Below are 14,657 nucleotides of genomic sequence, written 5' to 3'. Positions count from 1 at the left end.
GAAATCATCAGATACTTGACGACAGGTTAAGCGTGGCCAAGCATCTAACGTTGAAGGGCGTTCAAAAAGATTATCGAACATTGTATTCTAACTCAATTCAAAGACCCTGAAACATCTATTGTCGCACGCAAGCGGGAATAAATATGCGGCCATCTAGCTGCAGATGTTAATATTGAATGCTTTCATTTACCGATCTGTGATCGTCAATTGAGTCACACCATGCCCCATGCGATACCCCCAACCACCAGCTTGATGCGTGAAAGCGCACTGCGCACGCTGCAGATAGAACAGGAAGCAATCGGTCACCTACAGGCCAAGCTTGACGAACACTTTGACCGCGCCTGCGAATTGATCCTGGCCTGTAAAGGGCGCGTGGTCGTCACGGGCATGGGCAAATCCGGGCATATTGCTGGCAAACTGGCCGCCACCCTGGCCAGCACCGGCACGCCCGCGTTTTTTGTCCATCCCGGAGAAGCCAGCCACGGTGACCTTGGCATGATTACCCGCAGCGATGTGGTCATTGCCCTGTCCAATTCTGGCGAAACCAGCGAAGTAACCGCCCTGCTGCCGCTTCTCAAGCGCCTGGGAGTGCCATTGATCAGCATGACTGGGCGGGCGCATTCCACCCTGGCGCGCCATGCTGATGCCCACCTTGACAGCGGCGTTGACCGAGAAGCCTGCCCTCTGGATCTGGCGCCGACCAGTTCCACAACAGCAGCGCTCGCCCTGGGGGACGCTCTTGCAGTGGCACTGCTCGAAGCGCGGGGGTTTACCGCTGAAGATTTTGCCCTTTCCCACCCAGGCGGCACCCTCGGCAAGCGCTTGCTACTGTGCGTCAAGGATGTGATGCACGACGGCGAACGCCTGCCTAGCATCCCCTTGGGCAGCCCTTTACGGGATGCCCTGCTGGAAATCACCCGTAAGGGGTTAGGCTTTACCTGTGTGACCGATCCTCAGGGTCGGCTTGCCGGGGTATACACGGACGGTGATTTACGCCGCACCCTGGATCACCACTATGACCTGCGTGACGTTCTGGTGGATGATGTCATGACTCGCCCCGGCAAACGCATCGCTCCCAGCATGCTCGCCGCTGAGGCCGTGCGCCTGATGGAAGAAAGCAAGATTACCGCCCTTGCAGTCGTCGATGATGAACAGCGCCCGATCGGCGCACTGCACATGCATGACTTGCTCGTCAGTGGCGTTATCTAGCATGCTGGCATGCCAAAGACATCAACTACTTTTTTAAACTGGAGCCCTTATGAGCCTACCTGCCAACCTGATTGATCAACTGCGCCGTGTGCGCCTATTCGCCATGGACGTCGACGGCGTGCTGACTGACGGTCGGCTGTATTTTCAGGCTGATGGCGTGGAAATCAAGGCCTTTCATACTCAGGATGGACAAGGCCTTAAGCTACTCAAACGGGCCGGATTACACGTCGCCATCATCACCGGGCGAGATTCCCCATGGTCAGCCAACGGGCTGCTGCGTTGGGCATTCCACACGTCTATCAAGGCTGTGAAGATAAACTGACCACCCTGCGTCAGCTTTGCCAGCGCCTTAATATCGAACTCGATCAGGTCGCCTACTGTGGCGATGATCTGCCTGACCTGGCCGCTATCAAGCGTTCTGGCATCGGTATCACGGTACCCAATGCCCCCGATTACCTGCACACTCATGCAGACTGGGTCACTGAGCGGCTGGGCGGACACGGTGCGGTGCGCGAAGTGTGCGATACCCTGCTCGAAGCTCAGGGCCACTGGGGTGCCGTGATTGACACCTATCTGCACGGTCGTCGCTAAAAATGTCCCAGGGCAGCCCAGTCGTTACCTTGCAGCGTCTGATCCTAGCCGGGGTTATTCTCGCTTTGGGTGGCCTGCTAGCCTGGTTTGACTGGCAGTCAGGCTCACCCTCGGCAATCGACCCTGACGCAAGAGCTGAGGAGCCCGGGCATGTGGTCGAAAACGCCACTCTCACCCTGTATAACGAGCAAGGCAATCGCCATCAGCGTATAGCGGTCGAGCAACTTACCCACACGCCCCAACGCCAGGTCACTCAGCTTGAATCACCGCGCGCCTTGCTGGTCGATAGCCAACAGCGCGAATGGCATGCTCAAGCACAAAGGGGGCATATCGACAATCAGGGAGAGCATCTTGTCTTGCGCGGTGATGTGCGTCTTCAGGAGCCTCAGGAAACCTGGCAGCTGACGACTCAACGCCTTGAATATCACAGCGCCGAGGCGCATGCCTTCAGCAATAGCCCCGTCACATTAGAACAACCGCCTCAATCCATGCAGGCCCAGCGGATGGATTTATGGCTTAATGAAGACCGCTTGCAGCTAGGTGGTCAGGTGCGTGGTTATCACCCGACCGAGACGGCCCCGTAAAGGAGCAATACTTGATGAATATCCATGCCTTGATCCTTCGTGTGTTTTGCAGCCTGATACTCAGCGCTGTCAGCTTTCAGTTACTGTATGCCGCGCCCGGTGACCCTGTTGAAGTGGAAGCCGACCAGCTGGATATTGACCAGAACGCAGGCACCGCCGTTTACAGTGGTGATGTGCGCATCCGCCAGGGTGACCTGCATATCAATGGAGCACGCGTGGAAATTCAGCGCAACGCCAATGGCGAACTATCCAGGGCCATTGCCATCGGCGATCGCGCCTATATACGCAACCGCTTCGAAGACCAGGAAGGCATCACCGAAGGCCAGGCCAAGCGCATCACCTACCATGTCGCCGAGCGCCGTGTGGAACTGATAGACCGCGCTGAACTCAGCCAGGGAGGCGACCGTTTCACCGGCGGTAAATTGGAATATTTCATCGACCGGGGCGTTGTTCAGGCCCGCTCGGATGTCGAAGGCAGTGAAAATCAGCGCATCCGCATGATCCTGCAACCTGAGCAGCAATAGGAGCCTTTAGTGTCTTTTGATGATGTAACGGCCTCAGCGCCGAGCCCATCCGGCAAAACGCTTTCGGCACGCCACCTGGCCAAAAGCTATAAGCGTCGCCGGGTGGTCAAGGATATCAATCTCGATATTGCCCAAGGTAGCATTGTCGGGCTTCTCGGCCCCAATGGCGCGGGCAAGACCACCTCTTTCTACATGATTGTTGGCCTGGTCAAAGCAGATGCTGGGAAGGTATATATTGATGAACTGGACCTGACTCGGGCGCCCATGCATGAACGCGCGATTGCCGGTATCGGCTACCTGCCACAGGAAGCCTCGATTTTCCGCAAGCTGAGCGTTGCCGACAACATCATGGCGATCCTGGAAACCCGCAAGGGGCTTTCCCGCGCTGAACGCAAAGGTCTACTGGAGCAGTTACTCGAAGACTTTCATATTACCCATATCCGCGACAATCTTGGTATGAGCCTGTCTGGCGGTGAAAGGCGCCGGGTTGAAATTGCCCGATCGCTGGCCACTGACCCGCATTTTATTTTACTTGATGAACCTTTTGCCGGGGTTGACCCGATTTCCGTCGGTGATATCAAGACCATCATCCGTGCGCTCAAGGCACGTAATATCGGCGTATTGATTACTGACCACAACGTCAGGGAAACCCTGGATATCTGTGATACCGCCTATATCGTCGGCGATGGTTATATCATTGCCAGCGGTTCCCCGCATACGATTCTGGATAATCAGCAGGTCCGGGATATCTATCTCGGCGAAGATTTCAAACTGTGATTTCTGCTGCTATGCAGCCTGTTAGCCGCCACGCCCACTGGTAACTTTTTATCGATGGCATGCTTATTGCTACTTGCGCCTGAAGGCCACTGCTTTTAGGGTAAAGCTTTACATGCCACGGGTGGTTCACGAATGGTCATGAAAGCGTCCCTTCAACTGCGTCTTGGCACTCAACTGACAATGACACCTCAGTTGCAGCAGGCAATCGCCTTGCTGCAGCTATCGACTTTGGATCTTCGTCAGGAAATCCAGAACGCACTCGACACCAATCCCTTGCTGGAACAGGAAGAGGAGTTTGGCGAGCAGGTTAGCCAGGAAGACAAGGAGGCTGACTGGTCAGAAGATATTCCCAGCGAGCTTTCTGTCGATAGCGACTGGTCAGACACCTACCAAGATGTCGCCAGCGCAGGCAGTAGCAGCCAGGAAGGCCCAGACTTCGAACGCGACGCAGCGGTGCAAAGCCTGCACGGGCATTTGTTGTGGCAGCTTGCCATGACGGATATCAGCGCCCGAGAATACAGCATCGCCGAAACGCTGATTGATGCCGTCGATAACAATGGCTATCTGTCACTTTCGTTAAGCGAGATTCGCGAGAGTTTGCAAGCCACTGCCCATGAAGGCATTCAGCAACGTGAGATCGAAGGCGTCCTGTTGCGCCTGCAACAGTTTGAGCCTACCGGCGTCTTTGCCCGCGACTTACGCGAATGTTTGATGCTCCAGCTGGCAACGCTGCCCGACACGACCCCCTTGCTCATCCCGGCCAAGCGGCTGGTCAGACAGTTTCTGGAAATACTCGGCAAACATGATAGCCGCACCCTGAAACGCCGCCTGAATCTGGACGACGACCAGCTCAGCGAGGTGATTGGCCTGATACGTAGCCTTGACCCTCGCCCAGGTAGCACTTTTGGCGGCGCCGTCAGCGGCTATATCACCCCGGATCTGGTCGTACACTACGATCACCAAGGCTGGCATCTAACGCTTAACCCGGAAGCCATGCCTCGGCTGCGCATCCAGCCAGAATATGCAAGCCTGATCAAGCGCGCCGACAAAAGTGAGGACAACCAGTTTCTCAAAGATCACCTGCAGGAAGCGCGCTGGCTGATCAAGAGCCTGGCCAGCCGCAACGACACCTTGCTGCGGGTAGGCCAGGAAATCATTGTTCGCCAAATCGGATTTCTGGAACATGGCGAAGAGGCCATGAAACCGCTGATTCTTGCCGATATCGCCAGCGCCGTAGACATGCACGAATCAACCATTTCCCGTGTCACTACCCAGAAGTTCATTCATACACCGCGTGGCGTATTCGAGCTTAAGTACTTTTTCTCAAGCCATGTCAGCAACCAAGAGGGAGATCATCACTCCAGCACCGCCATCCGCGCACGGATCAAAAAACTGATTCAGGATGAACCACCTCACAAACCACTATCCGATAGTCGCTTGGTGACCCTGTTGAATGAGGATGGTGTCAGTGTGGCCCGTCGCACCGTTGCCAAATACCGTGAAGCCATGGGCATCCCCTCTTCCAGCGAACGCCGTCATCTGAGTTAATTCATAACCGTCGCTAGGATCTGTTGAAAAATTTTGTGAAGAAGTCGCTGAGTTAAAAGGAAACTTGCCCTAAAGGGCTTTGCTTCATAAAAAAAAGGGTTACAATCAAAGTACAGTCCGATGATAGGAGTACGCTAATGCAAGTCAATATTACAGGCCATCACGTAGAATTGACCGACGCCCTGCGCGACTACGTCAATGAGAAGCTCGCCCGCGTCGAGCGCCATTACGACAACATCACCACGGTTCAGGTCACCCTGTCGGTAGAGAAAGAGCGTCAACAAGCTGCCTGTACTCTGCACGCTTCCGGCGCAGACTTGCATGCTGAAGCTACGGATGTCGATATGTACGCAGCTATCGATGCCCTGGCAGACAAGATTGACCGTCAGCTGGTCAAGCACAAGGAAAAAGCACAAGCTCGCGCCCAGGGCGCAGGTGTGCGGTAACCCGATGACATTAGAAACCATCTTGCCTCCTGAGCGCATTCTTTATGATGTGCCTGGAGGCAGCAAAAAAGGGTGCTGGAGTTTTTCAGCACCTTTATTGCCCAGAATACGCCTAGCCTCGACAGCCAGGAAGTATTTGGTCGTCTAATCAACCGGGAGCGACTGGGCAGCACTGGTATCGGCAATGGTGTTGCCATTCCGCATGCCCGCAGCCCGCACTGTTCAACCCCGATTGGCAGCTTTCTTAAACTTACCGAAGCCGTTGATTTTGACGCTATTGATGGCGAACCGGTCGATCTGGTATTTGTGCTTCTGGTACCTGAAGAAGCAGACGATACCCATTTGGCGCTGCTTGGCCAGGTCGCCACTATCATGAATGACGCAAACGTTAGGGCTCAACTTCGCAAGGCTGGCAGTCAACGGGAGCTCCTTGACCTGATCAGTGAGAAAATACGCGATAGCGCCTTCTGATCCTGATGCTTTCAGTACACCCGAAAACACTTTCAGGGTGAACCCACGCAAGAGAGACGCTATGCAACTGGTCATTATCAGCGGCCGCTCCGGCTCGGGAAAATCCATTGCCCTGCAAGCGCTGGAAGACCTTGGCTACTACGCCATTGATAACCTTCCTGCCATGCTGCTAGGCTCATTGGTTGATGAATTGCGCGACCAGGGAGAACAATCGCGCTTAGCCGTCAGTATTGATGCCCGCAACCTTCCCGGCGCACTTGAAAAGCTCCCCGGCTACTCACCGAGCTGCATCAGCGTGATATCCATTTCCAAATTGTCTACCTAACCACAGATGCACGTATTCTGCTTGAACGCTACTCGGCAACCCGTCGTCGCCACCCGTTGACCCGCAATAGTGACCTGACGCTTGAGGAAGCCATCAGCAAGGAAGAAGACACATTGAGTGAGGTGCGCGATCTTGCCGATCTGACCATTGATACCTCAAGGATGACCGTTCATGATCTGCGTAGCCGCATCACTGACCAGGTAGCGTTGCACAAGAGCGACAAGCTGACCATCACCTTTGAATCCTTTGGCTACAAGCGCGGCGTTCCATTAGATGCCGATCTGGTGTTTGATGTGCGCTGCCTGCCCAATCCCTACTGGGACCCGATGCTGCGCGAGTCCACCGGACGCGATGCCGATGTTCAGGCCTTCTTGAGTGAGTACCCGATTGTCAAAGCAATGGGCGACGATATTCATGCCTGGATCAGCCGCTGGCTACCCGCTTACCAGAGCAGCCAGCGCAGCTATATGACCATTGCCATTGGCTGTACTGGCGGGCAGCATAGGTCAGTGTATACCGTAGAGCAATTGGCCAAACGCATGGCTGAGGATGGCATTGAAACCCATATTCGCCATCGTGAACTGGGGCTGACGTATTCAACCGCGACAGATGCAAAGGTGGCGGATAGCAGTACTGCCAAATGAGCTGACCGCCGACACCGCTTGGAAAAAGGAACCAGGGTGCCTGAAAGAACACTGACACTGACCAACAAACGCGGCCTGCACGCCCGCGCCGCCACCAAACTCGTCACTTGCTGCCAACCCTTTGATGCTTGCATCAAGGTGAGCAAAGGCACTCAAGAGGCGGATGCCAGCAACATCATGGCGTTACTGATGCTTGCCGCCCCCTGCGGCACCCAGCTGAACATCAAGGCCGAAGGGGACGAGGCAGAACAGGCCCTGGAAGCCATAGAAGCCCTGTTCACTGCCCGCTTTGATGAAGACGCCTGACAGCCAACCTTCGTCTGTCAGTCCCCGGCAACGGTCATATTGTCAATCAACCAACTACCGGTGTGAATGCTTCCTCGCGTATCGGTATCATTACCCACCGCCACCAGCCCGCTGAACATGGTGTTCAGATTGCCCGCAATGGTGAATTCTTCAACCGGGTATTGCACCTGGCCATTTTCGATCCAGAATCCGGCCGCGCCCCGCGAATAATCTCCCGTCACGCTGTTAACCCCCTGACCCATCAGCTCGGTTACCCAGACACCACGATCCATTTCCTTGAGCAAGGCCTCAAATGAGCGCAACGGAGCAGTCAGCCGCAAGTTACGCGCGCCACCAGCGTTACCCGTGGTTTGCATCCCCAGGCGTCGTGCACTGTAGGAAGACAGCATATAGCTGGCTACCTGGCCATCGACAATAAAGCGATTATTGCGAGTCTGTACGCCTTCACCATCAAAGGGGAACTGGCAGTGGCACCCACTTCCATGGGGCGTTCTTCCAAGCTGAACCACTCAGGGAAAAGAGGCGTACCGAGCCGATCACACAAAAAGGAGGCTTCGCGATACAGGGCACCGCCGGCCAGAGCTCCCATCAGATGACCGACCAGCCCGCTGGCCAGCGTCGGATCAAACAGCACAGGAAAACTGCCGGTTTTAGGCCGCTGCGCGCCCAGGCGGCGTAAGGTGCGCCGAGCTGCTTCTTCACCTACTGCACTTGGCGCTCTCAACGCTTGGGAGTCACGTGCCGACGTATAGTCGTAATCACGCTGCATGCCCTTATCGTCTTCGGCGATCAACATACACGAAAGCGAATGGCGACTGCCTTTCTGTGTACCCAGAAAGCCATGACTGTTGGCATACACCCGAACGCCTTCACCGGTGGAAAGAGAGGCGCCGTCAGACTTGGTGATACCTGGGTAGTCACGCCCGGCCCGTTCGCACGCCAGGGCAATAGCGGTTGCTTCCTCGATGCTCAGTGCCCAGGGGTAATGGACTTTAAGATCCGGCAGCTCACGCGCCATCAGCTCAGCATCGGCCAAACCGGCCGCGGGGTCTTCACCGGTGTAGCGGGCAATCGACAAGGCTTTTTCAACCGTTGCACGGATTGATTCAGCGCCAGCATCGGTTGATGACGCACTGCCTTTACGCTGGCCCACATAGACGGTAACGGCAATCCCCTGATCTCGGGATAACTCGACGGTTTCCACTTCGCCCAGACGCACACTGACGCCAACACCCTGATCGACACTGGCGCCTACTTCAGCACTATCGGCCCCCAGCTGCCTGGCGAGCTGCAGCGCCTGTTCAGCGCGTGAAGCGAGCAGCGCTTGCTGTGCGTTTGCATCAAATGCCTGTGCCATACTGTCTCCTTTACCTTATCTCGATAGGCGAGATAACCTGTTATTTCAAAACGGGCTGTTATAATGCCGTCTTTAAAATCCACGTTGTGAATGATCCATGCCCAAAAAACGTCCGCTGCACGATGAAATTGATGATCAGCCAGTACCGCCCAGTAAATCGCAGCTCAAGCGGGAAATGCACGCTCTCCAGCAGTTAGGCGAAACTCTGATTGCCATGACACCTAACGAGCGCAGCCGCTTTCCGCTGTCTGATGACCTACTGCGGGCCATTGATGAGACTGCGCGTATCCACTCCCATGAAGGGCGCCGGCGCCATATGCAATACGTTGGCAAGCTGATGCGCAAGGAAGACCTTGATGCCATACAGGCCCAATTCGACGCCATCGAAAACGAGCGTGAACAGCGCGACCACGCCTTTCATCGTCTCGAAAAATGGCGTGATCGGCTGGTCGACGAAGGAGACGCAGCCGTTGATCTCTTCCTTAAAGATTACCCTGAAGCCGACCGCCAGACGCTGCGCCAGTTAGTGCGCAATGCCCAGCGTGAGCGCGAACAGTCCAAACCGCCAACCAGTGCCCGCAAGCTTTTCAAGCACCTGCGCGATGCAGCCGCCCTCTAAACCTGGCGGCTATCAGGACTGAGTGCCGCCAACGGTCAGCTCATCCAGCTTGATGGTAGGCTGACCCACCCCTACCGGCACCCCTTGGCCCTCCTTGCCACAGACACCAATACCAGGATCGATTTCCAGGTCATGGCCCACCATGGAAACATGCTGCATGGCTTCCGGCCCGTTGCCGATCAGGGTGGCGCCTTTTACCGGCGCGGTAATTTTGCCGTCCTCGATCAGGTAAGCTTCGCTGGCAGAAAAGACAAATTTGCCGGAGGTAATATCTACCTGGCCACCGCCAAAACTGACTGCATAAATACCGCGTTTAACGCTGGATATAATGTCATCCGGGCTTTCCTGGCCCGCCAGCATCACGGTATTGGTCATCCTCGGCATGGGCAGATGGGCAAAGGATTCACGCCGCGCATTGCCGGTAGGCGCCATACCCATCAAACGGGCATTGAGCTTGTCCTGCATATAGCCGGTCAGGATGCCGTCCTCGATAAGCGGCGTGTTCTGTCCCGGCGTGCCTTCATCATCAACGCTCAGCGATCCCCGCGAATCTGCCAGGGTGGCATCATCCACCACTGTCACACCCCGCGCCGCAACGCGCTGGCCCATTTTACCAGCAAAGGCAGAACTGCCCTTACGGTTGAAGTCGCCTTCCAGGCCATGGCCCACCGCCTCGTGCAGCAGAATGCCCGGCCAACCTGCGCCCAACACGACCGGCATCTGCCCTGCTGGGGCATCGATGGCCTCACAATTGACCAGCGCCTGGCGCACGGCCTCCTTGGCGAAACGCTCGGCAACGTTGTCATCGCGCAGCCTGGCCATTGAGTAACGTCCACCGCCTCCGGCGCTACCCCGCTCACGACGGCCATTCTTGCTGACAATCACACTGACATTGAAACGCACCAGCGGGCGAATGTCTGCTGCCAGGGTGCCGTCGCTGGCACGCACCAGCACGACTTCATAAGTACCGGAAAGCGAGGCGCTCACCTGGATAACGCTAGGGTCTGCCCCACGGGCAATGCGGTCAGCCTGTTTAAGCATTGCCACCTTGTCATCGGCACTCAAGCCAGCAAGCGGGTCAACACCGGCATAGAAAGGCATGGCGCTGACAATATTCATCGCCTGCCCGGGTAATTGCTTACCGCTGCGTACGATGCCAGCGGCTGTTTTACCGGTATCCAGCAGAGCATCCGCGGTGATCTGGTTGGAATAGGCAAAACCGGTTTTTCGCCCGCCAGCGCCCGCACGCCAACTCCACCGTCAATGTTGTAGCTGGCTTCCTTGACCTTACCGTCTTCCAGCATCCAGCCTTCTTCCCAGGTGCGCTGAAAATACAGATCTGCATAATCAATGCCGGCGCCCATGGCATGGCCAAGCCCCGCATCCAGAGCATCAATATCCAGGCCACCCGGTGTCAGAAGAACCGAAACAGCCTGATCAAGATCAGAAGCATAGTGCGTCATTGAGAACCTTTTCGAATAACTTGCGGTGCGGCCCAAGGGCCCTGAATAAGATAGTTGATCGTTGTCACTTGCCCCAGCGTATCACCGAACAGGGAGTGTGCAAGCAGCAGCGCCCCACCTACCACGGGAGCGCCTACCGCCAGAGCGGCAATCGGCAGGCTCTGGCTGATGGGCAGCGCAATCGACAGACGCTGGTCAAGCTCACGGCTGAGCAGGTCAGCGCTCCCTGCGACGCGGATCTGGGTGGCCGGTGCTTCAATGATAAGTGGGCCATCAAGACGCAAGTGACCATGACCCACATTGGCGCTACCATAAACACGGTCAAATGCCGTACCTTCGCCAGTGAGGTCGGAGAAATCCAGACGCAGGCGGCGCAGAATATTGTCCATATTCAAGAGTCCGACCAGCCGAGCAGTCGTCGAGTTCAAGCTGACAAAACGTCCGTCGCGCACATCGGTTGTCAAGCGACCCTGAGCACGGGTCAGCGAGAACTGCCAGGGAGCACCGGGCCAGTTCAGGTCGGCCTGCACATCCGTGGTACGGCTGCGCATTACCACCGGCTGGCCAAGGCGCTCAAGCGCCGTCCCCACATCGCCGCCCTGAATCGTCACATCGGCGCTGGTGGTACTGCGGGCTGATGAGCCTGCCCATTCAAGTTCACCACGCAGCGAAAGCTGGCCCAGTGTCAGGCCCACCGGGGCCAGGGTAAAGCGCTGACCCCGGGTATGCCAGTAGGCTGTCATCGGCCCCAGGCGTTGCCCCACAACGCCCACTTCTGCCAGGCGTAAACGCCCATTCGGCAACTTGGAAAGCCATTCAGGCATCCCTGCCAAGGTGGGTTTTTGAGTTTCCACCTCGTCCCACCAGGCATCCGGCTGAGCGACTTGCGGCTCCTCCAGCGGCGATGAGGGTATCTCCAGCAAGGTATCCAGATCGATATGACCAACCGCTATGTCCAGCGGGTATTGAGCCTGCTGACGGTAGCGCACTCGGCCTGAGAACACCTCACCATCGACATTAAGGTCAATGCCTTCAGCGGTTTGCTTACCGCTGGCTGACAGACTACCCAGGCAGGTTTCCTGCCACTCAAGGCAGCCGGTATTGAAGGCAATCTGCCAATCAGGCACTCCGCCCGACGGCCCAGCAGCTGAAGATGAGCCTTGCCCCAGTGGTGCCAACGCTGCCTGCCAGCCTAATAGATCAAACCGCTCCAGATCCGCCCGCAGCTGCCAATCCGGCTGAGAAGGCCACTCAGGCGTATCAACTGACTCACCCAGGTGCAGGTTGGCTGCCATCTGGCCGCTGACCGGCTGGCTGCGCCAATGCGCCCGCCCATTCAGGTTACTTTCAATCCGCCCGCTGGCCATATCAGCGGTCAGCGTCCACGGCCAGGCTTCGCGCGCTGGTTTAGCAAATGGCGCTGGCAGATCCATACGTACCCCCTCTAGCGCGCTTTCAATCTGGAGTCTGGGCTCCTCGCGCCAGTCCAGCTGTCCTTGCCAACGGGTAGTGCCCGAAAGCCATGGCAGCTGTGTTGCGACATTCATCCGGGTCAGCAGGGCCGACAGCGCCAACTGCCCTTCAAGCGCCACCTGACGATCAGCTTTGAGTGTTGCCTGCACCTCGCCATCCAGCCAGCGCCCAGCCAGGTTGCCCAGTAGCTCCCCTGGCTGGCCTGCTGCTTGCTGCCAGTTCAGTTCGCCGTCTATGTCCTCGAAACTCAGGTCATGGGGAAGATAGGTCACTTCACGGATATCGGGAGTAATGCGTACTGCCAGCTCAAGTTTTTCAGGCGCATCAATTGGCAGTGCCAGCTCAAGTTCTGCGGCAAGCCGCCCTTCAGCGCGAACGTCATCCAGTTGCCCATCGGCTAGCAGAGGCGTCGCCGCAAGAAATTGCTGCAGTGATGCCATGTCACTACCCAGCTGGCCATCCACCTGTAAACGTCCATTCTGAATTCTGACCTCACCCTGGCGGACTTCAACACCCTGGCTGAAGGCCTGCTCAACTTGCGCATGCAGCCCCTCTTCCGGGCGCCAGCTCAACGTTCCTGCAATATCGGTTAACCGTGGCCAGTCGGGCAAAAGCGGCAGGCTTCCCTGGCTGATCTCCAGATCCACGATTGCCGTTGGCGTGGTGTCAAATCCGGAAGCCCCCAACGGCAGGCCGACTTGAAGACTACCCTGATCAACGACGCCGTTGACGCCGGATAGCCAGTCACGCAGCCCGGCATCAATGACCGATACCGGCAACCATTCATCCAGCGAACGGTTAACCGCATCCACATCGCTAAAGGCCAGATCCAGACCAAAACGCCCCTGCTCTTGAGTATTCACCAGGCCAAAGCCGCCGCTCACCTCAGCGTCATTCCAGTTGACCTTTAGCTGCTTTCCGCTGACCAGCGCCGTCGGACCATCGTACACCCATTGAATCTCGCCTTCTGCGTGGGTTAACTCAAGCGGGTCTGCAAACAGCTCAGGTAAATTCAGGGTACTTTCCCCTGCGCTTGAAAACAGTACCCGGCCGCGTACATCGCGTGCCTGAACCCAAGCGTCAAAGGGTCCACCGCCGGGCGCCTGCTGCCAGGGAGACGCCATCAGACGGCTAATCGCCGCATCCACGCGCCATTCGCCATCCTGTTGGCCGAGGCGCAGACCGTTCACCTGGCCGCGTGGGTTCAAGGTGCGCAGTGCCCGGGTCACCGATTCAGGCAACAGCATGTATTCCCGCCAGGCGGCCAGAGACGCTAACTCAAACTCACTGGTCAGTAACTCCCAGCGACCTGGCTGATGAGTAAATTGCCAGTGGCGTGGCAACGCCGGGCCTTCTCCCACCGCCTCCGGCTGCACCCATTCAACACTTTCAGCATCACCGCTCAGCCACGCCTTGCCGCCTTCGCCATCACGCTGCCAGATCCCACTGGCCTGGATGTTACTAAGCACAGCGCGCTGCTGATCCTGCTTTAGTGTCAGCCGAGGCATATCCAGCCCAAGGCGCGCCTCCTGCAGCCTTGCTGATTGCCAGCGCCCCCACAGCTGCACCTCACCACCGGCTTCGGTAAACTGAGGGGTATCTTCTGGCTGCAGAATAGCGGCCAGTAGGGCCAAGTGATCAAGTTGCATATCCAGTTGCATGGCGGCAGAAAAGTCGCGCAGACCCTCATTGCCCGGCTGAACCTCGGCACGCAGATGGGCGGCCGGCAACTCTAACGCTTGATTCATCTGGCTGGCGGGCGTATTGATATTGATCTGCCCCTGCAGGCGGGTGCGACGCTGGTCGCCGGAAAGGCTCAGCAAGGGGGCATGCAAGGTCAGCTGATCGCTGGCACCGTGAAGCACGATGCGAGAATGCTCAACCTGGATTTGCTGACGCAGAATCATGCCTACCCAGGCATCGATCACTGCCAGATCAATATCCGGCTCTTCCCCCAGAGCAAGCGGCAACTTGGCTGGCTTCGGCCACTCCCAGGCCATGCCGGATGCCTGGTAAAGATGCACGGCAAAGCCTTGCATATAGGCATCATTGAATACCGGGGTAAGGGTTTTTAGCGTTTGCCAGCTGTCCAAGCGCAAGTGTAATTCATCTAGCGCAAACAGCCTCTCTCCCGCCGGGGTAGTGGCGCTAACACCACTAAGCGTCAGGGAAGGATCATTACCTTTTAGCGATAACGCCAGATGCTGAATATCCACCGGCGCCAAGGCGGCTTTCAAGCAGCGTTTCCAGATGCGGTTCTAGCCACTCCGCCTGGCTCATGGCCAGGCGGAGCAACAGCAGGGCCCCCGCCAGAATGCCA

At 57.0% G+C, this 14,657-nt stretch carries 9 protein-coding genes and 5 pseudogenes; 11 read left to right on the top strand and 3 right to left on the bottom strand.

What is annotated here, in order from left to right; all coding sequences use genetic code 11:
• Positions 1–219 precede the first annotated feature (219 nt).
• The 10 genes and pseudogenes from HLB35_RS02475 to HLB35_RS02430 all read left to right on the top strand — a co-directional run bounded on the left by HLB35_RS02475 (position 220) and on the right by HLB35_RS02430 (position 7,425).
• Entirely contained in the window at positions 220–1,209 is a 990-nt protein-coding gene (locus HLB35_RS02475) for a KpsF/GutQ family sugar-phosphate isomerase (protein ID WP_235936944.1), read from the top strand.
• 49 nt (positions 1,210–1,258) lie between these two features.
• A pseudogene (locus HLB35_RS02470) lies at positions 1,259–1,800 on the top strand (KdsC family phosphatase).
• Between the two features lie 29 nt (positions 1,801–1,829).
• Entirely contained in the window at positions 1,830–2,384 is a 555-nt protein-coding gene (lptC, locus tag HLB35_RS02465) for an LPS export ABC transporter periplasmic protein LptC (protein ID WP_235936943.1), read from the top strand.
• Between the two features lie 14 nt (positions 2,385–2,398).
• Complete coding sequence (gene lptA / locus HLB35_RS02460; RefSeq protein WP_171701360.1) at positions 2,399–2,908, top strand: lipopolysaccharide transport periplasmic protein LptA; 510 nt, start codon at positions 2,399–2,401, stop codon at positions 2,906–2,908.
• A 9-nt stretch (positions 2,909–2,917) separates the two neighbouring features.
• Positions 2,918–3,685, top strand: coding sequence for an LPS export ABC transporter ATP-binding protein (gene lptB / locus HLB35_RS02455; RefSeq protein WP_171701359.1), 768 nt, complete (start codon positions 2,918–2,920; stop codon positions 3,683–3,685).
• A 132-nt stretch (positions 3,686–3,817) separates the two neighbouring features.
• Positions 3,818–5,233 (top strand): RNA polymerase factor sigma-54, encoded by a 1,416-nt coding sequence (locus HLB35_RS02450; protein WP_171701358.1) that lies wholly within the window; start codon positions 3,818–3,820, stop codon positions 5,231–5,233.
• A gap of 137 nt (positions 5,234–5,370) precedes the next feature.
• Positions 5,371–5,679, top strand: a complete 309-nt coding sequence (gene hpf / locus HLB35_RS02445; protein WP_171701357.1) for a ribosome hibernation-promoting factor, HPF/YfiA family — start codon at positions 5,371–5,373, stop codon at positions 5,677–5,679.
• Positions 5,680–5,683: 4 nt separating this feature from the next.
• Positions 5,684–6,150 (top strand): annotated as a pseudogene (locus tag HLB35_RS02440) (PTS sugar transporter subunit IIA).
• 61 nt (positions 6,151–6,211) lie between these two features.
• A pseudogene (gene rapZ / locus HLB35_RS02435) lies at positions 6,212–7,119 on the top strand (RNase adapter RapZ).
• Positions 7,120–7,155: 36 nt separating this feature from the next.
• Positions 7,156–7,425: an HPr family phosphocarrier protein gene (locus HLB35_RS02430; RefSeq protein ID WP_171701356.1), complete on the top strand. Its 270-nt coding sequence runs from the start codon at positions 7,156–7,158 to the stop codon at positions 7,423–7,425.
• A gap of 17 nt (positions 7,426–7,442) precedes the next feature.
• Here HLB35_RS02430 and pmbA read toward each other — a convergent pair.
• Positions 7,443–8,782, bottom strand: a pseudogene (gene pmbA, locus HLB35_RS02425) (metalloprotease PmbA).
• Between the two features lie 97 nt (positions 8,783–8,879).
• Between pmbA and yjgA the strand changes: the two are divergent.
• The gene (gene yjgA / locus HLB35_RS02420) at positions 8,880–9,401 is read left to right on the top strand and encodes a ribosome biogenesis factor YjgA (RefSeq protein ID WP_171701355.1); all 522 of its coding nucleotides are present in this window, start codon (positions 8,880–8,882) and stop codon (positions 9,399–9,401) included.
• Positions 9,402–9,413: 12 nt separating this feature from the next.
• Here the strand turns inward: yjgA and tldD are convergent.
• Positions 9,414–10,864: pseudogene (gene tldD, locus HLB35_RS02415) on the bottom strand (metalloprotease TldD).
• A complete protein-coding gene (locus tag HLB35_RS02410) occupies positions 10,861–14,574 on the bottom strand; it encodes a YhdP family phospholipid transporter (RefSeq protein WP_235936942.1) in 3,714 nt (1,237 codons plus the stop codon). Before HLB35_RS02410 ends, tldD begins: the two are co-directional and overlap by 4 nt.
• Positions 14,575–14,657 lie beyond the last annotated feature (83 nt).

The organism is Vreelandella azerica (assembly GCF_013112225.1).
GTDB classification, from domain to species: Bacteria; Pseudomonadota; Gammaproteobacteria; order Pseudomonadales; family Halomonadaceae; genus Vreelandella; species Vreelandella azerica.
This window is presented reverse-complemented; position numbering and strand designations above follow the sequence as displayed.

What these genes read in the sequence shown, in the direction of transcription:
- HLB35_RS02475 (WP_235936944.1), top strand. Translation starts at nt 220, where the DNA reads ATGCCCCATGCGATACCCCCAACCACCAGCTTGATGCGTGAAAGCGCA.
- lptA (WP_171701360.1), top strand. Translation starts at nt 2,399, where the DNA reads ATGAATATCCATGCCTTGATCCTTCGTGTGTTTTGCAGCCTGATACTC.
- HLB35_RS02450 (WP_171701358.1), top strand. Translation starts at nt 3,818, where the DNA reads ATGGTCATGAAAGCGTCCCTTCAACTGCGTCTTGGCACTCAACTGACA.
- hpf (WP_171701357.1), top strand. Translation starts at nt 5,371, where the DNA reads ATGCAAGTCAATATTACAGGCCATCACGTAGAATTGACCGACGCCCTG.
- yjgA (WP_171701355.1), top strand. Translation starts at nt 8,880, where the DNA reads ATGCCCAAAAAACGTCCGCTGCACGATGAAATTGATGATCAGCCAGTA.